At 49.9% G+C, this 18,080-nt stretch carries 21 protein-coding genes and 2 pseudogenes; 7 read left to right on the top strand and 16 right to left on the bottom strand.

Annotated features, from left to right (window positions below; all coding sequences use genetic code 11):
• The first annotated feature begins 40 nt into the window (after positions 1-40).
• A protein-coding gene (locus ACE1SE_RS04540) for an IS1 family transposase (protein WP_374050866.1) occupies positions 41-738 on the top strand; the annotation gives its coding sequence in 2 pieces (ribosomal slippage) (positions 41-290 and positions 290-738; 699 coding nt in all).
• A 26-nt stretch (positions 739-764) separates the two neighbouring features.
• Here the strand turns inward: ACE1SE_RS04540 and traD (ACE1SE_RS04545) are convergent.
• From traD (ACE1SE_RS04545) to ACE1SE_RS04565, 5 genes and pseudogenes are all read right to left on the bottom strand, one after another.
• A pseudogene (gene traD, locus ACE1SE_RS04545) lies at positions 765-1,652 on the bottom strand (conjugative transfer system coupling protein TraD); the annotation flags it as partial.
• Between the two features lie 8 nt (positions 1,653-1,660).
• The gene (locus ACE1SE_RS04550) at positions 1,661-2,188 is read right to left on the bottom strand and encodes an integrating conjugative element protein (RefSeq protein WP_374052833.1); all 528 of its coding nucleotides are present in this window, start codon (positions 2,186-2,188) and stop codon (positions 1,661-1,663) included.
• Positions 2,167-2,862: a TIGR03759 family integrating conjugative element protein gene (locus ACE1SE_RS04555; protein WP_374052834.1), complete on the bottom strand. Its 696-nt coding sequence runs from the start codon at positions 2,860-2,862 to the stop codon at positions 2,167-2,169. Before ACE1SE_RS04555 ends, ACE1SE_RS04550 begins: the two co-directional genes overlap by 22 nt.
• Complete coding sequence (gene pilL2, locus ACE1SE_RS04560; protein WP_374052835.1) at positions 2,862-3,404, bottom strand: PFGI-1 class ICE element type IV pilus protein PilL2; 543 nt, start codon at positions 3,402-3,404, stop codon at positions 2,862-2,864. Before pilL2 ends, ACE1SE_RS04555 begins: the two co-directional genes overlap by 1 nt.
• Before the next feature lie 175 nt (positions 3,405-3,579).
• Entirely contained in the window at positions 3,580-3,843 is a 264-nt protein-coding gene (locus ACE1SE_RS04565; RefSeq protein ID WP_120211303.1) for a helix-turn-helix domain-containing protein, read from the bottom strand.
• A 447-nt stretch (positions 3,844-4,290) separates the two neighbouring features.
• Between ACE1SE_RS04565 and ACE1SE_RS04570 the strand changes: the two genes are divergently transcribed.
• A complete protein-coding gene (locus ACE1SE_RS04570; protein ID WP_374052836.1) occupies positions 4,291-5,376 on the top strand; it encodes an AAA family ATPase in 1,086 nt (361 codons plus the stop codon).
• The gene (locus tag ACE1SE_RS04575; protein WP_374052837.1) at positions 5,337-6,029 is read left to right on the top strand and encodes a DUF4276 family protein; all 693 of its coding nucleotides are present in this window, start codon (positions 5,337-5,339) and stop codon (positions 6,027-6,029) included. The genes ACE1SE_RS04570 and ACE1SE_RS04575 overlap by 40 nt, the downstream gene beginning before the upstream one ends.
• A gap of 71 nt (positions 6,030-6,100) precedes the next feature.
• Here ACE1SE_RS04575 and ssb read toward each other — a convergent pair whose 3' ends face one another.
• From ssb to ACE1SE_RS04620, 9 genes are all read right to left on the bottom strand, one after another.
• Positions 6,101-6,613 carry a single-stranded DNA-binding protein gene (ssb, locus tag ACE1SE_RS04580; RefSeq protein WP_374052838.1) on the bottom strand — a complete coding sequence of 171 codons (513 nt, stop codon included), beginning with the start codon at positions 6,611-6,613 and terminating at the stop codon, positions 6,101-6,103.
• 16 nt (positions 6,614-6,629) lie between these two features.
• The gene (locus ACE1SE_RS04585) at positions 6,630-6,839 is read right to left on the bottom strand and encodes a hypothetical protein (protein ID WP_099133372.1); all 210 of its coding nucleotides are present in this window, start codon (positions 6,837-6,839) and stop codon (positions 6,630-6,632) included.
• Between the two features lie 76 nt (positions 6,840-6,915).
• Positions 6,916-7,380 (bottom strand): STY4534 family ICE replication protein, encoded by a 465-nt coding sequence (locus tag ACE1SE_RS04590; protein ID WP_074025449.1) that lies wholly within the window; start codon positions 7,378-7,380, stop codon positions 6,916-6,918.
• Positions 7,381-7,693: 313 nt separating this feature from the next.
• On the bottom strand, positions 7,694-9,700 hold the full coding sequence (locus tag ACE1SE_RS04595) for a DNA topoisomerase III (RefSeq protein WP_374052839.1): 2,007 nt from the start codon (positions 9,698-9,700) through the stop codon (positions 7,694-7,696).
• A 12-nt stretch (positions 9,701-9,712) separates the two neighbouring features.
• On the bottom strand, positions 9,713-10,426 hold the full coding sequence (locus tag ACE1SE_RS04600) for a PFL_4669 family integrating conjugative element protein (protein ID WP_374052840.1): 714 nt from the start codon (positions 10,424-10,426) through the stop codon (positions 9,713-9,715).
• A gap of 173 nt (positions 10,427-10,599) precedes the next feature.
• Positions 10,600-11,424 carry a hypothetical protein gene (locus tag ACE1SE_RS04605; protein ID WP_374052841.1) on the bottom strand — a complete coding sequence of 275 codons (825 nt, stop codon included), beginning with the start codon at positions 11,422-11,424 and terminating at the stop codon, positions 10,600-10,602.
• Positions 11,408-12,643: an STY4528 family pathogenicity island replication protein gene (locus ACE1SE_RS04610; RefSeq protein ID WP_374052842.1), complete on the bottom strand. Its 1,236-nt coding sequence runs from the start codon at positions 12,641-12,643 to the stop codon at positions 11,408-11,410. Before ACE1SE_RS04610 ends, ACE1SE_RS04605 begins: the two co-directional genes overlap by 17 nt.
• A 91-nt stretch (positions 12,644-12,734) precedes the next feature.
• The gene (locus ACE1SE_RS04615) at positions 12,735-12,935 is read right to left on the bottom strand and encodes a ParE family toxin-like protein (protein ID WP_374052843.1); all 201 of its coding nucleotides are present in this window, start codon (positions 12,933-12,935) and stop codon (positions 12,735-12,737) included.
• A gap of 39 nt (positions 12,936-12,974) precedes the next feature.
• Positions 12,975-13,672, bottom strand: a protein-coding gene (locus ACE1SE_RS04620; RefSeq protein WP_374050866.1) for an IS1 family transposase whose coding sequence is annotated in 2 segments (ribosomal slippage) — positions 12,975-13,423 and positions 13,423-13,672 — 699 coding nt in all. Because the reading frame shifts where the segments join, the coding sequence is not laid out codon by codon here.
• 61 nt (positions 13,673-13,733) lie between these two features.
• On the opposite strand from ACE1SE_RS04620, the pseudogene traD (ACE1SE_RS04625) reads away from it, so the two are divergent.
• Positions 13,734-14,918, top strand: a pseudogene (traD, locus tag ACE1SE_RS04625) (conjugative transfer system coupling protein TraD); the annotation flags it as partial.
• A 9-nt stretch (positions 14,919-14,927) separates the two neighbouring features.
• Complete coding sequence (locus ACE1SE_RS04630; RefSeq protein ID WP_374052844.1) at positions 14,928-15,686, top strand: TIGR03747 family integrating conjugative element membrane protein; 759 nt, start codon at positions 14,928-14,930, stop codon at positions 15,684-15,686.
• Between the two features lie 81 nt (positions 15,687-15,767).
• Here the strand turns inward: ACE1SE_RS04630 and ACE1SE_RS04635 are convergent, their stop codons facing one another.
• Complete coding sequence (locus ACE1SE_RS04635) at positions 15,768-16,454, bottom strand: DUF5710 domain-containing protein (RefSeq protein WP_374052845.1); 687 nt, start codon at positions 16,452-16,454, stop codon at positions 15,768-15,770.
• 192 nt (positions 16,455-16,646) lie between these two features.
• Positions 16,647-17,339, bottom strand: coding sequence for a DUF5710 domain-containing protein (locus tag ACE1SE_RS04640; protein WP_374052846.1), 693 nt, complete (start codon positions 17,337-17,339; stop codon positions 16,647-16,649).
• A gap of 149 nt (positions 17,340-17,488) precedes the next feature.
• Here ACE1SE_RS04640 and ACE1SE_RS04645 point away from each other — a divergent pair, with 149 nt between their 5' ends.
• Positions 17,489-17,818, top strand: coding sequence for an integrative conjugative element protein, RAQPRD family (locus ACE1SE_RS04645; protein WP_374052847.1), 330 nt, complete (start codon positions 17,489-17,491; stop codon positions 17,816-17,818).
• Positions 17,815-18,051, top strand: coding sequence for a TIGR03758 family integrating conjugative element protein (locus tag ACE1SE_RS04650; protein ID WP_374052848.1), 237 nt, complete (start codon positions 17,815-17,817; stop codon positions 18,049-18,051). Before ACE1SE_RS04645 ends, ACE1SE_RS04650 begins: the two co-directional genes overlap by 4 nt.
• The last annotated feature ends 29 nt before the right edge of the window (positions 18,052-18,080 follow it).

Consider the following 18,080-nt stretch of genomic DNA (forward strand, 5'->3'; position numbering starts at 1 on the left):
TCTTGTGATAAACTCCCTGCTTTTTATTATGGGGTGAGAGATGGCTAAAGTTGATGTGGTTTGTCGTTACTGTCATAAAACAGAAGAGGTTAAAGGGCATGGAAAAGGGCGTACTGGTCATCCCCGCTATCACTGCTATGCCTGCCGTAAAACCTTTCAACTGAATTATGCCTATCAAGCCTGTTATCCCGGCGTGAAAGAGCAAATTATTGATATGGCAGTGAATAACTCCGGTGTCAGGGACACGGCTCGGGTTCTGAAAGTCGGCATTAACACCGTCATTCGCACATTAAAAAACTCACACCAAGACAAGTGACTACGCTGCCGCTTGCGGGCAGTGAGATTCATCTTGTCTGTGAAATAGATGAGCAGTGGTCATTTGTCGGTAATAAGAAAAATCAACGCTGGCTCTGGTATGCCTGGGAGCCGAATAAGAAACGGGTAGTGGCACATGTGTTTGGGGATCGCAGCAGGAAAACATTGAAAAAGCTGCTGGCACTCTTGTCTCCTTTTACTATCCGGTTTTACTGTACAGATGATTATGCCGTTTACGATTACCTGCCTCAGGAAAAACACCTCACGGGAAAGAAATTTACCCAACGTATCGAGAGAACAAATCTTACGCTTCGTATCCGGATAAAGAGGCTGAATAGAAAAACAATAGGTTATTCCAAATCCGAAGAGATGCATGACAAAGTGGTAGGTACGTTCATTGAACGTGAATACTATATTTCATAACAGATCTAATCATTGGGAGCATGACCGACAAACCGCCAGGCAAACTCACGGAAAGCGGCGCTGTTCCCTTCCCCACTGAGTTGTCCGGCCAGACGGGAGGCGACTTCCGATACCCGGCCAAACCGCCCGACCGCGTTATAACGCGCCGAAATTTCCGGCCAGCCCAGATGAAAGAGGGAAAGTGCATTGCCACGGCCCGCCCGGTGCGCTTCTGCCCAAATCCGCCTTAACAGGTCAGCATCGCCTTTCGGATCAAAGACAATCACCACCTCGCCGCGCCGGATATCCTGGGTTATCAGCAATTCGGCCAGCCGGGTTTTTCCCACACGGGTGGTACCCATCACTAAGGTATGACCGACCCGCTCACGCAGATCCATAAACACGTCGGCTTCCTGTGGCTCAATACCGTGGATCATGGGATTACCGCCAACCGGTGGCAAAGGCCGCACCGGATTAAAAGGCGAATCGTTGCGTAACAGGGCTGACAATTTCGGCCAACGATATTCCGTTCGGTGCGCCAGCAAACGGGCAAGCTGATAAACCTGAGAGGGTTGTACAAAGCGCTCGACTTCCGGTCGCCGCGTATCCTGCAAACGCTGGGTATGCTTCTGCTGCCAGCGAAATCCCCTGCCCAGAAACAAGCGCTGATGGCTGACGGGGATCTGTTTTGTACCCATCTGATAACGCGGCAGGCGACGCAGGTTTCGGCGATAGCGGAGTACCTGAATACCCTGCCATGTGCGTATCATCGCCAATACCGCAAAACCGCCGGCCATGACATAACTGACTGAGGGGGCCAGTGCAATAGCCCAGGGTGCCCGGATGCAGATAAACGCGGCAACGGCGGAGACCACCGCGGTATTCAGCTCGACGGCAGGACGTAACAGGGCTTCAACAACGTAACGGCGGCTCATGATGATAACTATTGAGAGAGCGCCGTTTCGGTGATTAACACTGGATAATGTTGCAGTTGCAACCGGCGAGCCAATTCCGAACCGGCAGCCGGCGATAACAAGACATCCGGTGCTAATGCCCGCAGTGACTGTAAACCGGCTATCTCACTGACATTGACGACCAGCCCCACGGCGTGTAATTGCTTGAATCGGGCGGCATTCTGGCTTAACCACTGACGTGAGTCAGGATCATCGCCAATCAGAAATAACGCCCCAATGCTCGGCAATTGCAGTGATCGGCTTATCACTTGCCCCGGTGTCAGTTCCGGTGTTTTAACGGGCAACATCGCGGCTTCGCCAACCATTTCTGGTAAGGAATACGGGGGTCGTGCAGGAATATCCCCCGGTTGAGCATGAATACTTTCATAAAAAGGCAAGGCATCCTGGCCGCCTAAATCGGCAATGACATTCAGTTCAGCCTGACAGGTATTAATCCATAACAGGCCGATAATAGGTAACACCCTCAGCCGTTTCATTATAATGATGTGATGTGCCATCCCTGCTCTCCTTGCCTCAATAGTACCGGCATCAGCCCCTTGCCGAACCGGAACCAGTGCCCCGCATCATGATTCAGGGTGATTTGCCGGTTACGTACCCGTTCAACGGGGATATGATGGTTTTTGGCCCACAGCCGTAAGGTGTCATCATTACGTTGGCTGTCTACCAAATAAATATCGACGGGCTGGTTAGCCGCCAGAACTTCGCTCAAACGGGCTTCACATTGTGGGCAATCTTTGGCTCTGACAAACAGTGCCAGCCGGTCATTTGTCTCGCGCGATGTTGTCATATTGACCGGCAACACATCCGGAAACAGCCGCTGCCAGGCCGCATCCACTTCCCGCTGGAAGCACAATTCTTTCTCGGTACGGGCAAATTCTGATTTAACCCACTGTTCAGCATAACGACGGCGTTCGGCATCACTGTCGGCTTCAATGCCTAATGTGGTCAGCGGATCAAGCCCCGGCGACTGGATACCCCGTGGCCCCTTCATCAGGTGCTGATAGCGCTGGTATTCATCGACACTTAACGTCCACTGTTCAGCCTGGTTTTTCAGGGATTGCGGCTGGCTTTCTGTCGATTGTGTCTGCTGCGAAGCTAACGGTGCCGGTGTGGCTGCCCACACTGAACTGCTCAGCAACCAGACCAATAAACCGAAACGATGCCATTTCATCAATGCCCTCCCTGCTGCGTTTGTTTAACCGAAGCCGGTAGCCGATAGCCTTGTCGTAAATGATGACAAACCACTCGCTGTACCTCATCCACGTCCAGTTGCCAGGCAGGGCCTGCCATGATTTGCAATGCGGTGCGTAACCGGACAGGGCCTAACTGATAGTGCACCGAGGGCAATGGCTGGCGATATAAGATGTCATGGGTTTTATCCGGTGCACATAACGAGTAACCCGATTGACGCAACACGTAATGCAGCGCATCAGCAACCGTCGGCTTCAGCGACGCAGGGATATGGATATCAACCAATTGGGAAAGCGGGGCATATTGTGCTTCTGTCGGGTTGGTACTGACCAGCAAATAACGGCCATAACGAACAACTTCAGGTTGTTGTCCATAAATATCCGGTGAAACAGGCTGAATGTTGCGTGTCAGCGTGACGGAAGGAAAACGACTTTGGGAAGGCTGAGATAGCGGTTGTTTTACGGGAGTCGCGCATCCCGTCAGTATGACCGCCATTAAGCCGATTAACGCGTTTATTTTCATGCCAGATAGGTTCCTGCTCAGTCGTAAAATAATCCTGACTATGCAAGGAACCCGGTGATGTATTCAATGAACAACTCAACTGTGTTTGCTGAAAATAAAGAGGTCGTAATAGGAAATAACGGATAAACCCTGAACCGGTATTATCGTATTGAATGTCATAGATAATAACAGAGTATTATCCAGCAAACGATTTGCGTGCTTTTCGCTCAATCAAATTACCCTGGCGGTCAAAATAACGGCTGGGCCAGATTTCAGACGGCGCCAGCTCCAAACGGGTAGCGATGATAAACTCCCCTTTGGGCCATGGGCGGGATAAGGTATTTGCCAGTGTAGAAGAACTGAGTCCCGATTCACGGGATAAAGCGGCGAGTGTCGTACCACGCTTGCGTAATGCACAAATAATTTCGGCTGGGTGCCAGTCTTGTTGAGTGTGAGTCATACCTGCTTCCCCTTCTGTTGATTATTGGTGGTAGTTCAGACAGGGTTTGCGATACCGGAGTTATCAGCCGGCGAGACGTGAGTCTCCCCTGCCTGAACCACCATTGAAAGGGTGATAGCAGGCACACTGGTAGAAACTACCTACCAGTGGATAACAAACGAGGTCGCAAATCCCCGACTATCAGATGTGCTGATAGCTTTTTCACTTTAACCGATTGTGTTATCGAATTCAATAATCGAACATGTAAGTTTAACAAGTAAATAAAATTATAGGATGATGTCTTCAGTTCAGATTTAAAGAATAAAAAAACCTGCCTATTTGCGCATCCTCTAAACAAGAGACTCAGCGTGGCAGGTGTACTTGAGCAAGATTATATCCATCAAGCCACCATCAGAAAAGTGTATAATAAGGCAAAATTGAGTCACATGATGCTGAAAAGGCAAGATTATGAAACCAATAACTGATAATGACCACTTAAGCAGAATTAAGATAACAGGCTACAAATCTATCGCAAAATGTGATTTACAAATGGGAAGCCTGAATATCCTTATTGGGGCCAATGGTGCCGGAAAATCCAATTTCATCAGTTTCTTTCGTTTGTCCTCCGTCCTGCTCGATCAGCGCTTACAATCTCTTGTTGGTAAAATGGGGGGACCCGATACCCTCTTACACTTTGGTCGCAAAAAAACCGAGTTTATGGGGGCCGAACTTTCTTTTGGCCACAATGGTTATAAATTTGAACTGGAACCGACTAATGATAACCGCATGATGTTTCGCCATGAATCACTCTTTTGTGACAGTAAAAGAGAATATGATATTGGTGCCGGACATTTTGAATCTCAGGTTAATCATACGAACCTTGAAAATGACACCTTACCGACCCCGCTTCGTTGGCGGGTGTATCATTTTCATGATACGAGTGACAGTGCCAAAGTTAAACAAACTTACCGCATTAATGATAATGATTACCTGCGGGAAGATGGGGCCAATTTAGCGGCATTTCTGTATCGTCTGCAAAAAAATCATCAACAACATTACATTCGCATTATCAAAGCCATTCAGATGGTCGCGCCGTTTTTTGGTGATTTTTATTTACGATCCACACCGGATAATGCCGACTACATTCAACTCGAATGGACAGAAAAAGATCAGGATATTCCTTTTAAAGCCAGTGAACTTTCTGATGGTACTTTGCGCTTTATTTTACTAACGACTGTGCTACTGCAACCCGAAGATTACATGCCCGATTCTATTATTATTGATGAACCTGAACTCGGACTCCATCCCTATGCCATCAATGTATTGGCGGGTTTGATTAAAAATGCCAGCAATAAACATCAACTGATTATTTCCACTCAGTCGGTCGAGCTGGTCAACCAGTTTGATGTTGATGACCTGATTGTGGTCGACAAACAACAAGGCGCCTCCACCTTTAAGCGCCTGGATAATGAAGCCCTGTCAGAATGGCTTGAAGACTATAGCCTGGGTGAATTATGGAAGAAAAACTTACTTGGCGGGAGGCCACAGCGATGATCCGTATCAACGTTTTTGTCGAAGGGCAGACGGAAGAAACTTTCGTGCGGGATGTGCTGGCACCTTATTTTTTTGCACAACATATCTATCTGACACCCATATTAGCCCAGACGAGTTCCAGCCAGAAAGGGGGGATCACGAGTTACGGCAAAGTAAAACACCAAATTACCCGCTTATGCCGACAAGATCCCGGTGCATTCGTCACCACACTTATCGACTACTATGGTCTGCCAACTGATTTCCCTGATTATAACGAACAACGGGATAATGCGGCCAACGTACGGGTCGTGAAGCTGGAGCAGGCTTTCGCTAATGATATCGGACAGGCTAATTTTATTCCCAATCTGTTATTGCATGAATTTGAAGCGTTACTATTTTGCCAACCCGAAAAATTTGCAGACTGGCTTGATGACCATGCACCAGTTGCCGCACTACAGGCCATCAAAGATGAATTTGATACACCTGAAGATATCAATAACAGCCCGCAAACGGCACCGTCTAAACGTATTCTGGCAATCATTCCCAATTATCATAAAACCTTACATGGTCCACTGATCGTCGGTGATATTGGTTTAGATATCATTCGCGCCCAATGCCCACATTTCAATCAGTGGCTAAATCAGCTGACCATACTGGTCACTCGTATTAAATAAGCCACATCATTTTACCCGTAAATTAAGGTTGAGGATAAGCCCTGTGATAACAGGGCAATAAGTTTAACCACTCAGAACGGGATCTCATCTCCCCAGTCTACTTCTTCCTCTTCCGGTAACACAGCAGGTTGTACTGCCGGAGTCACCTTTCTTTCCTTATTGGCAGGTTTAGAAGACGGTGGCTTCGGTGCTGGCTTATGCCCAGTTTGCTGAACCGCCGTCTGTTTTGCCTCGCCACGGCTGCCCAGCATCTGCATCGTGCCATTCACATTCACCACCACTTCGGTTGAATAGCGATCCTGTCCCTGGTTATCCTGCCATTTGCGCGTTTGCAGCTGGCCTTCGATGTACACCTGAGTGCCTTTTTGCAGGTATTCCGCCGCAATTTCCGCTAATTTGCCGAAGATTACCACCCGGTGCCATTCGGTTTTCTCCCGTATTTCACCGGTTTGTTTATCCCGCCAGCTTTCTGATGTTGCCAGTGACAGCGTTGCCACGGTACCACCGGTTGGCAGGTAACGGATCTCCGGATCTTGTCCCAGATAACCCAATAAAATGACTTTGTTTACTCCACGTGAAGACATATCGATTTCCTTTCTGTTACGCTGACTGACGCTGTGTCCAGCGCCCCTGTTTCAGGGCAAATTCCGCCTGCTCACGACTGGCAAAATATTCCATAGACTCACGGGAGCAGGGCACGCCGCCCTCTATCGTGCCGATATAAAAACCTGCACGGGTTTGCAACACCGTTAACGGTAATTGCTTATAACAATATTGCAGTGCCAGAACGCCAATGGGGGGAATAGTCATCTCTGTACCCTATTGTATTTGTTAGCAAAGAGACTGCCCTGAAACATCAGGGCAAGTCAGTGGAGTAGAATGAATATCAGAATGAATTTTCTGCATATTCGGTTTGCGCGACCCCATTTTGTGGCGGCGTCGAATCGGATTGTTCGGCCTGATAGACCTTGTCCTGCCCGATTTTAATCCAGTCCACTTTAATCAGGCGGGCTTTCAGGCTGACGCGCTGTTCACCGGCATGATCGCCGCGTTTCAGGGTAAAGATATCGGTGGACGGGTTACTTAAGGTAAAGCCCAGCAACACTTTTTTGTCCTCGTCAACGGCTTTCTGGCAACGACCCACCAGGCTGGTCGCCTCCTTGCCGACCACGGTAATATCAAAACGGACATAGACCGGATTATCACTGGGACCATTTAACGCATTAATCACACAGCTCAGGAACGTGCCACTGGCGGTGCTGACATGGCGGATATGATTCAAATAGCCGAGTCCCTTGATATTCAGGTTGAAATAGTCGTTTTTGGTTAATGCTGTTGCGTTCTCAGACATACGATGTTCTCCATGGAGGTAAACAATAAGGGGTAACGGAGAAAATCCTGTCCCCTGCGGGAAGGTTTTTCCCCGCCGGGTGTCAGACAGATACGTTACTGACGCGCTGATAAAGAATAATGAACCTTCATTGCCATTGAGCTGGCAATATCTGCTTCCAAAGGTGGGCAGATGTACCGCGTTGAGGCGCTCCCTTTCAGGCTACGGGAGTTTTACAGCCACCCGGAGGCGATCGTTGCAGGCTCACCGATCATTTAAGAAACAGGTTAATTCTTAAAGCATCCTGTCAGGGCGTCAACCAACAACCAGATCTTCATGTCCGTTGATTTGCCCGCCGGGTTTTGCGCGATTGGGTGACCGCTTTGTCATTCAGCATGCCTTTACAGGCCGGATAGTTCACACAGCCCCAGAACGGCGTGGTTTTTCCCTGCCGTTGCCGCATCCGGCCGCCACAGTTCGGGCATTCGGGTGTTTTCGGCAACGTCAGATGCAGCGGCTGTGCCTTGCCGCGCTCGACTAAATGCAAAAGCCACTGCGCCTGTTTTTGCATAAAAACCGCCAGCGATGCTTTGCCCTGCGCAATATCTTCCAGCGATTGTTCCCATAACGCGGTCATACCCGGATCGGTCAGTACCGCCGGCAGCCCGGCAATCAGTTCCTGCGCCAGCGGTGTTGCGTGGATCGCTTTCTTTTTTCGCTCAATCAGCTGGCGTTTAAACAACGTATCCAGAATGCCGGCCCGGGTCGCTTCCGTACCCAGCCCGGCACTTTCTCGCAAGACTTGTTTTAATTGCGGATCACTGACCAGACTGGCGGCATTTTTCATCGCGGCAATCAGGGTACCTTCAGTAAACGGTGCCGGCGGTTTGGTGTACAGTGACTGAATTTTTGCCTCAATCACCTGACAGCGATCACCCTGGTTAAGGGCTGGCAGGGGTAAACCGGCTTCCTGCTCGTCTTCCTTTTCATGTTCTCTCGTTCCATCGGCAAACAGTGCCTTCCAGCCTGTGATCACATTCACCCGCCCTTGCACCCGGAAGTGTTGCCCGCCGATATCCAGTGTCACGTCGGTCACATCGGTTTCCTGCACCGGCAGAAATTGCGCCAGATAATACTGACGGATAAGCTGATAAACCTTTAGCTCATCGGTCGTTAACCGGGTGAGATCAAAAGGATGACGCGTGGGAATAATGGCATGGTGTGCCGTGATTTTTTTGTCATTCCAGACACGGGAAACACCTTGTTTATCCAGCTGGCTGATAATGGTCTCCATAGCCGGGTCGGTTCGCACCAGTGCTGTCAACACGACAGGAATATCTGCCTGCATGGACGCTGGCAAATAGCCGCAATCCGTGCGCGGATAGGTGATCGCTTTATGGGTTTCATACAGGGACTGGGCAATCGCCAGCACCTGGCTCGCCCCCATGCCCCAGTGACGGGAAGCGGTCTGCTGCAATGTCCCCAAATCAAAACACAGTGGCGGGGGCGTTTTCTCCCGTTTTTTGCTGACATCCATGACGGTGGCGTGTGTTGCCTGCTGACAACGTTGCTGAACGGCCTGAACAATATCCGGCTGAATACAACGGTTTTCTTCATCACACTCATCCGTTACCGGCTGCCATTTGGCCCGAAAACGCATGCTGTCTTTTTCCAGTTTAGCCACCAATTGCCAGTAAGGTTTTGGCTCAAACCGGGCGATGGTCTTATCCCGGTTCACCACCAGTGCCAGTGTCGGGGTTTGCACCCGTCCGATGGACAGCACATCGCCAAAACCCAGGGTCTGCGCTTTCAGGGTATACAAACGGGTCAGGTTGATGCCCGTTAACCAGTCAGCACGTGCCCGCCCCAGTCCGGCCTGATAGAGTGCTGCCGTCTGCTCACCCGGCAATATCGCGGCCAGTGCCTGCCGGATGCTGGTTTCATCCAGTGCCGACAACCAAAGACGCCTGACCGTACCGGTGAAATGGCAATACTCCAGCAACTCCCGCGCGATAACTTCCCCTTCGCGGTCGGCATCAGTGGCAATAATCACTTCCTCCGTCTGTTTCAATAATTGCTGGATCACCGCAAACTGTCCGGCGGTCTCTTTTTTGACCGTCCATTGCCATTGAGCGGGCAGCACCGGCAGCACCTCCATCCGCCACGGCGGACCAAATTGCTCGCCATAGTGTTCGGGCGCAGCCACCTCCAGCAAATGCCCGATGGCCCAGGTGACAATCACACCGGATCCGGAGAGAAATCCCTGCCCGCGCTGTTTCACCCCCAGGACTTTGGCTATGTCTTTGGCCTGGGAGGGTTTTTCACACAGATAAAGTGGCATAGTTTCCCTCCCTCAGCCTTGCGCAGCCGGGCGCAATGGCGGCGAGAAAACCGACCGCAACTTGCCTGATAAAATGTCGGGGTGGGGTTCACCCAGCCACTTAATCGCCTCAAGCCCGGCCGGCGTTTTTTCCGCAATATCATGCCGAGTGACCGCCAGTGAACGGTAAGAGCGTACAATGCCATAAATCTGGCGAACGGCACGGCTGCCATTGTGCAGAAAGGCATCACGCTCTGCGCGTGAAATCAGCCCGTAATGGAAAACCTGAAACGTTTTCATGGCGAGCTGGTCATAGCCAACCAGCAGCCAGACACAGCGGTAGCCTAATGGTGAATGACTGTAAACCCCGATATTCAGCGGTTCGACGGAGGAAACGGCGGATAAGGTGATCTGCTGTGGTACCGCGTTCAACGTATCCTGCAAAGTGGCAAGACTCTGCTGGAGATTGGCGGAAGCCTTATCCAGCGCTTGTTCCAGCTTCACCAGCCAGGTATCGGCATACGGATTATCGGCAGCGGCATCCACACTGATCGTGCCCGCGCGTTTAATCACCTGCGGCATCCCGAGAATGCCCGAAAATTTTCGTGGATTGCTGATCTCTTCCCGTCTGCGCCCTGCCCACAGACGGATGGCATAGTGGGTATGCAGTTCAATCGTTAATGAGGAGGTTAATACCCCGGCGCGTAAACGCGGCTGGGATGATGATTTGTCTTCTGAATCAGACATGCACAAAGACTCCTTTGCCTTGATAAGTCAGTAGAACTATCAAGGCAAAGGCGTTTGCGACTCAACGAATAACCAGTTATGGGAAACGGGAAAAAGAGTGAATTTTATTCGCGGTCAGAAATGATGTTTTTTTAGCCTCAACTCAGGAGGATTTCCAGCTTCTGTTGCATCGCTCAAAACAGAACATTTTTTAACCGCATGTGCCACGGGCACAAGCGTATGCTTTTTAACCACCCTGGCTCAGGTAACCCAGGATGATGTCCAATCTGGAGTACCTCGCTCAAAACCGTGCACTTTTTAATCGCGTGTACCACGGGCACAGGCGTATACTTTTTAACCTCCCCTGGCTCAGGTAACCCAGGATGATGCCCAATCTGGAGTACCTCGCTCAAAACCGTGCACTTTTTAATCGTGTGTGCCACGGGCACATGAGTCTGTTTTTTAACCACCTTTAGCTCAGGCAACCCAGGATGATGTCCAATCTGGAGTACCTCGCTCAAAACCGTGCACTTTTTAATCGTGTGTGCCACGGGCACAAGCGTATGCTTTTTAACCACCCCTGGCTCAGGTAACCCAGGATGATGCCCAATCTGGAGTACCTCGATCAAAACCGTGCACTTTTTAATCGCGTGTGCCACGGGCACATGAGTCTGTTTTTTAACCACCTTTAGCTCAGGCAACCCAGGATGATGTCCAATCTGGAGTACCTCGATCAAAACCGTGCACTTTTTAATCGCGTGTGCCACGGGCACATGAGTCTGTTTTTTAACCACCTTTAGCTCAGGTAACCCAGGATGATGTCCAATCTGGAGTACCTCGCTCAAAACCGTGCACTTTTTAATCGTGTGTGCCACGGGCACAGGCGTATGCGTTTTAACCATCCCTGACTCAGGTAACCCAGGATGATGTCCAATCTGGAGTACCTTGCTCAAAACAGTACGCTTTTTAATCGCGTGTGCCACGGGCACACACGCCTGTTTTTTAATCAATATTATCATTGCGGTATTTTGCCATTGTCAGCCGCTGACGGATATCTTTCACCATATTACGCACATGGGCTTGTGAGGAAGGTGAAGCAGATCGCACGACATGTTGAGTGCATTCAACAGGTACCTTAGCCGAGGCTGGCGGGGTAACCGCCGTTTCAGGTTGTCCATATAATTTCCCCTCCCGTGCCCGTTTCATCATCACCAGCAACCAGCCGACCGGATTACTAATTTTCCCGTCCCGTAGCGCCTTATCCAGACAGTTCAACACGGCTTGTGCCTGCTCAGCGGGCAACGCTTGCAGCTGGCTGTTCAGCATCGTTACCGCTTCCGGCTCCAGTTGTCGGCAAAGCCCTTCTGGCAGAAAAAATGCGGATTGCGGATCAACGTATGTTTTTTTATTCACACTCTGTGTGAAAGAACGTACATAACGGTTCGGTTTAGCTGATCCACTATAAAACGTTGATTGTAGACTGAGTTCGGATACCGAATTCAGCCCAGCCTGCCCCGTGGATGGACTCAGTTCGGTTTCCGAACCCGGCTGAATTCCCCTGAGTTCGGTTTGCACCGCTTCCTTTTGCAACTCAGATCCCAGCTTCTGGCGCATGACACTTTGCTGCGGAGTCTGCACGGCATTCAGTCTTGCTTCCAGCAGGTGAATATGGCTGTGACGATGGCGCATCAGCGGATCGTCTTTGATGTCGGTCAGGACGTCCCGGGCCGTCTGGCTGATGGTGCGGTTCTTACTGCGGCAGGCTTCCGCCACCGTATCCAGCCAATGGGGATCTAACATCTCGGCATCACGGCAGGTCAGCGGCTCATCGTGTTGCGCATAAATATTGCCCCGCACCCGCCCGTGTTCATCCCTGATCCGCTTACATAAACTCAGCCAGCCGGTGATCCGCAGCATCAGTAATACCCGGCTGACGGTTTCACGGGAGGCTTTGCCTTTATAGGGCGAAGCCAGCAGGACCTGTAATTCATCATAACTGGGAAAAACGGCCCCTTCATGGTGTTGCGCATACAGACGGATCATCATCCAGCCCGTTTTATCCAGTGGCGACAGGCGATCATCCAGCAACAGACGGCGGGGATAGGCATCATGAATATTGCCCATAAACAGCAGTCCACTGCGCAGTTGTGAGACGTCATTGTCCGCCTGTTTTTCCAGACGCATTTTCATTTTGGCAATGGTGTGTGCAATTATGCTGTCGGCGGACAGGTTCATCATGTTCCCTTTTCTGCGGCGTTAGCCCTAAAAAATAATGTCAGGGCTGCACCCTGTTGCAACAGGGTGCAGAATGACACAACTTCAGTCACATTCAGGATTTACGAATTTCATTGTTGTAGCGTTCATGGAGCATCAGCTCCCACGATTGCCCGTTATCACGGCTTAACAGCCGCCAGAACAAGCCCACATTGATTTTCAGATACCCCTTGCCTTTTTCTTTCAGCCGGACGTAATTGCGCTCGCCCTGCTGGTAGCACCGTACCTGATGTTGCGCTTTATGGCGCAGTGACAACGGTGCGGTGGCGGGTCATGCTCCCAATGATTAGATCTGTTATGAAATATAGTATTCACGTTCAATGAACGTACCTACCACTTTGTCATGCATCTCTTCGGATTTGGAATAACCTATTGTTTTTCTATTCAGCCTCTTTATCCGGATACGAAGCGTAAGATTTGTTCTCTCGATACGTTGGGTAAATTTCTTTCCCGTGAGGTGTTTTTCCTGAGGCAGGTAATCGTAAACGGCATAATCATCTGTACAGTAAAACCGGATAGTAAAAGGAGACAAGAGTGCCAGCAGCTTTTTCAATGTTTTCCTGCTGCGATCCCCAAACACATGTGCCACTACCCGTTTCTTATTCGGCTCCCAGGCATACCAGAGCCAGCGTTGATTTTTCTTATTACCGACAAATGACCACTGCTCATCTATTTCACAGACAAGATGAATCTCACTGCCCGCAAGCGGCAGCGTAGTCACTTGTCTTGGTGTGAGTTTTTTAATGTGCGAATGACGGTGTTAATGCCGACTTTCAGAACCCGAGCCGTGTCCCTGACACCGGAGTTATTCACTGCCATATCAATAATTTGCTCTTTCACGCCGGGATAACAGGCTTGATAGGCATAATTCAGTTGAAAGGTTTTACGGCAGGCATAGCAGTGATAGCGGGGATGACCAGTACGCCCTTTTCCATGCCCTTTAACCTCTTCTGTTTTATGACAGTAACGACAAACCACATCAACTTTAGCCATCTCTCACCCCATAATAAAAAGCAGGGAGTTTATCACAAGATCTAATCATTGGGAGCATGACCGGTTTGTCAATATTGTCGCCCGGGCTTTAGTCGCGCTGGGACACCGGCCGGATTACACCTTGATCACACGTTATGTTAATAATATCAGTGAACTGTATCAGCTCTATGCCACTAAAATGCTGGCAGAAAGGCAGCCCGCCCTGCTGGAACACATCAACCAGTCCCTCAGCAAGCTGAAAGAAAAAGATATCCCGCGCAATATGCAGGGGCAGCCGGATGCGCTCAGACTCTGGGCAATGGAAGTCACGCTGAGTTCAGAAGCGGGTAAGTCGCTCTACGATCCGATTCTGGACGGGTTACGCTCTGCCGTGCGTTATGATCGTACCTATTTTGATAAAATTGTCGCTTCTTTATTGCCGCTATTGGAAAAACTGACCACGGGCAAAATCGCTGAACTGTTATCACCGGATTATCTCAATATGACGGATCTGCGCCCCATTTTCGACTGGGAACAGGTGATCCGCAAGAACGGGATTGTGTATATCGGCTTGGATGCACTGTCTGACAGTGATGTGGCCTCGGCGGTGGGCAACAGTATGTTTGCCGATTTGGTCAGTGTCGCGGGGCAAATCTACAAATATGGTATGAATGCCGGGTTGCCGGTTCACCATGATGGGAAGCTCGCGATTAACCTGCATTGTGATGAATTTAATGAGCTGATGGGCGATGAATTTATTCCGCTGATTAATAAAGGCGGCGGTGCGGGCATGCAGGTCACCGCCTATACCCAGACCTCCTCCGATATTGAAGCCCGTCTCGGCAGCCCGGCTAAAACCGCGCAGGTGATCGGTAATTTCAATACCCTGATTATGCTGCGGGTGCGGGATAACCGGACGGCAGAGCTGCTCACCAGCCAGTTGCCGGAAGTGGAAATCTACAGCAAGACGCTGGTTTCAGGGCACTCTGATATTGCCGATGTTGAACAGGGGCAGGATTTTACCTCGTCCACGCAGGACCGGGTAGGTACGGTCAAAACGCCGCTGGTCACCCCTGCCGAAATGATTAACCTACCGAAAGGGCAGGCGTTCGCCTTACTGGAAGGCGGGCAGCTATGGAAAATTCGCATGCCCCTGCCAACGGGGGATGACGATGATGCCCTGATGCCGGCGAGCTTGCAGAACATCGCCGAACAAATGCGACGACATTACCGTACCCGTGAAGTCTGGTGGGAAGAGAAGGGGTAATTTCAGGTCATGGCACAGTCAGAAAACCAATCCCGTCCATCTTCTCAACCGCCCCGCCAGCATGGCCTGCTGTATCATGTGTTATGGGCATGGCCGTGGCAACTTATTGGGTTTATTGTCATGTCCTGGCTATTCAGTCTGTTACTGGAATATCTCGGTATGATTTTTTTCTGGCCAGAACAAGGTGCCTCTCATAGCCAGACGATGATGAAAACCGAGCTGCAATTTTTATCCACGGAATTGACCCGGAGCCTGTTGTTGTCAAATCCCGCACAAACGGTCTCTGACTGGCTGACGCAGGCGTATCAATGGTTATTTGTCGACAGTGGTTTTATGCACTGGATACAGGGACAACGGCAGTATCAACTCAATAGCCGCAATGATTTTCTGCGTGAATTCAATGCGGTATTGCATGGCATATCGGAGCATTTGCGGGAATATTGTCTGGCGACGGTGTTTATCACCATGGTGACGTTAATCCGGTTAGCGATTCTGGTGTTATCCATCCCTTTGTTTGTGATGGTGATCTTAGTCGCTCTGGTTGACGGGCTGGGACGGCGGGATTTACGCCGTTATGGCGCAGGCTATGAATCGAGTTTTGTTTATCACCATGCCAAACGGGGCATTAAACCGGCCTGCACCATTCCCTGTGTGCTGTATTTATCCTGGCCGGATACGATGTATCCTGCGGTGATATTGTTGCCAGCAGCGCTACTTTTAGGTATGGCAGTGATGATCACTGCCTCAATGTTTAAAAAATATTTATAGTACATGGCGCTGCACGATGGCATACAAAACGGTTGTTTGTTTTGTATGCCATCGTCAGCAGACAAGCCGCGTAGCGGTGCGTCAGTTAGAAACGATCGTCATAAATTCTATCCAATCAGCTGATGTACAAATAGTTTTATCAATATCATGAGCAACATTCCCCATGGTGATATGGATGTGCTGATGAGAAATATCGCCGCAAGCAGCCAGAAAAGGTTGATTGATTCGATGTAATTGAATTGTTGCCGCTTCTGCCACCGTTGTTGGAAAAAATCCACCACTGGGTTCACAGTGCATTTGAAAATCACCTTGCTTGGCATCGCATTTTTCGCAGTGATTCATCCAATATTTTGTTTGAGTTGTTTGACTGAAATCTTTGCTTAAAAAATGGGTGACGCGAGACAGGCTACTGCGTACTGTCGAGGGTATATCATCAACATAAAACACAAAGGCAGGTCTGTCGTGCTCTAACCAGTAGGTTTGTTCTTCAATTTCGCTGTCTTCATCCGCTTCCAGGGTTTTGTGTCCGGCAGGTAACATAAAAGCTGTCAATGTTGTTTGCTCATGACATTTCCAGCAGTCGCTTTTTGTTTGGGCTATATACCACCAGGGAGCCTGAGCATTGTAGAACGGTATCCATTTTGTAAAGGGAGAGGATTCAACACCATCGGGGATAAACCATGTTTTACCAACGGGATCCCAGCGTGCACCTAACTTTTTGGCTTCATCTTTTTCATCATAGGGGACATTTAAATCAATTCGCTGCATTCTTTTTCCTTATGTTATTAGACTTAACTAAGCCACTTAGTTAATTTTTTATAATGAATTAAGAGCTTATCGCTGAACTTGTTTTAAATACATCTAATTCATCCGGATCGGCTGCTATTCAGGTAAAACGAGTTGTGTTTTACCTGATATCGTCAGCAGACAAGCCGCACTGCGGCGCGTCAGTCTTTCTTGTTAGTGCTGATATTTTGATGGTGTATTCACCACCGGTGTCATCCATTCAAACCAGTCACAGGCTTTACCGATATGGCTCCCCCCCTTCGGATCAAAATGATAGTGATGATGTGAGATATCTTCACAATACCCGACAAAGGGCTGATCAATACGATGAAGCTGAATAGCGGCCGCTTGCTCTTTGGACGTCGGGAAAAATGCCCCACCGGCTTCGGCAAACAGGTCGGTATCATCCTGCTGCGTGCCACAGTGTTCACAATGGTTTACCCAATGCTGTCTGCGCAGTCGTTGGCTGACCACTTTGCGCAGGGTGTGGTGAAAACCGGGCAGCACGCTACGCACAATAGTGGGAATATCGGCGAGATAAAACAGAAACGCCGGGCTGTCCTGCTCGGTATAGTCCACTTCCGTGCCGGGTTCATCATCGTTATCCGCTTCCAGTCGCTGGTGTCCGGCCGGTAGCATAAATGCCGTCACGGTGGTGGGTTGATGACAGTGTGGGCATGACGTCAGGGTTTGGGCCAGATACCAGAATTCCGCATGGACATTGTAGAACGGCAACCAGTGCATAAACGGGGTCGGGTCAAAACTGTGGTCGATATACCAGGTTTGGGCGACCGCATCCCAGTGAGCGCCCAGCTTCCGTACTTTCTCGTATTCATCGTCGGGGACGTTTAAATCAATTCGCAGCATGTGTCTTCCTTCATTATTAAATCGTTAACCCAATAAATTAGTCAGACTATTTAGCTAATTTTTACCAAAGCATAAAGAGTTTATTGCTGACTGCCGCGAAAAAACCCCGCATCCTCGGCATCTTGGCATCCATGACGAGGTGAGTGTTTATGCGCGGTGGCTTTTCGATATCCTGTTTTGCCGGCCTGCTGGGATTGGCTGTGTGGTGTATGCCGCTGGCTCAGGCGGCCGAGAAAGATGAGCTGGCCAGTGCAAAGCGTCTGATTGAGCAGGTGCAAATGGCCCTGGCGCGCGCAAGTCTCGCAGAAAAGCACTCTGACACCGCAAAACGCCCTCGTTATGACTTTGATTATCCGCGCATCAAAGCCGATCTCAACACCATTAAAGCCGGTATCGATCACTACCTTATGCCTTCCCGTGACCAGCCCCATGAATCCGGCTTGTTATCCGGCCATTACCGCCAGGAAAACCTGCAATGACGCCGGCGCAACGCCATGCCTTTGAAGTGGCCTCCGGACACTTTGATATCACTTTTTTGTATCTGGTGTGTGTCGGATTTTTCTTAGCCACCTTATTTTTCTGGGCGGCCTGGGCGGCGGTGGATGTCTGGAACGGCTGGGCCAATGAAAAAGTGCGTAATCAGACCCTCAGCCAGTTTGCCATCCGAACCGCGGTATTACTGGTCGTGGCTGTCTGGATGTTTGCGAGCTGAGGCAATGAACACAATGAAAAGGAACAGAG

Origin of the sequence: Xenorhabdus taiwanensis (genome assembly GCF_036512875.1) — a bacterium.
GTDB classification, from domain to species: domain Bacteria; phylum Pseudomonadota; class Gammaproteobacteria; order Enterobacterales; family Enterobacteriaceae; genus Xenorhabdus; species Xenorhabdus taiwanensis.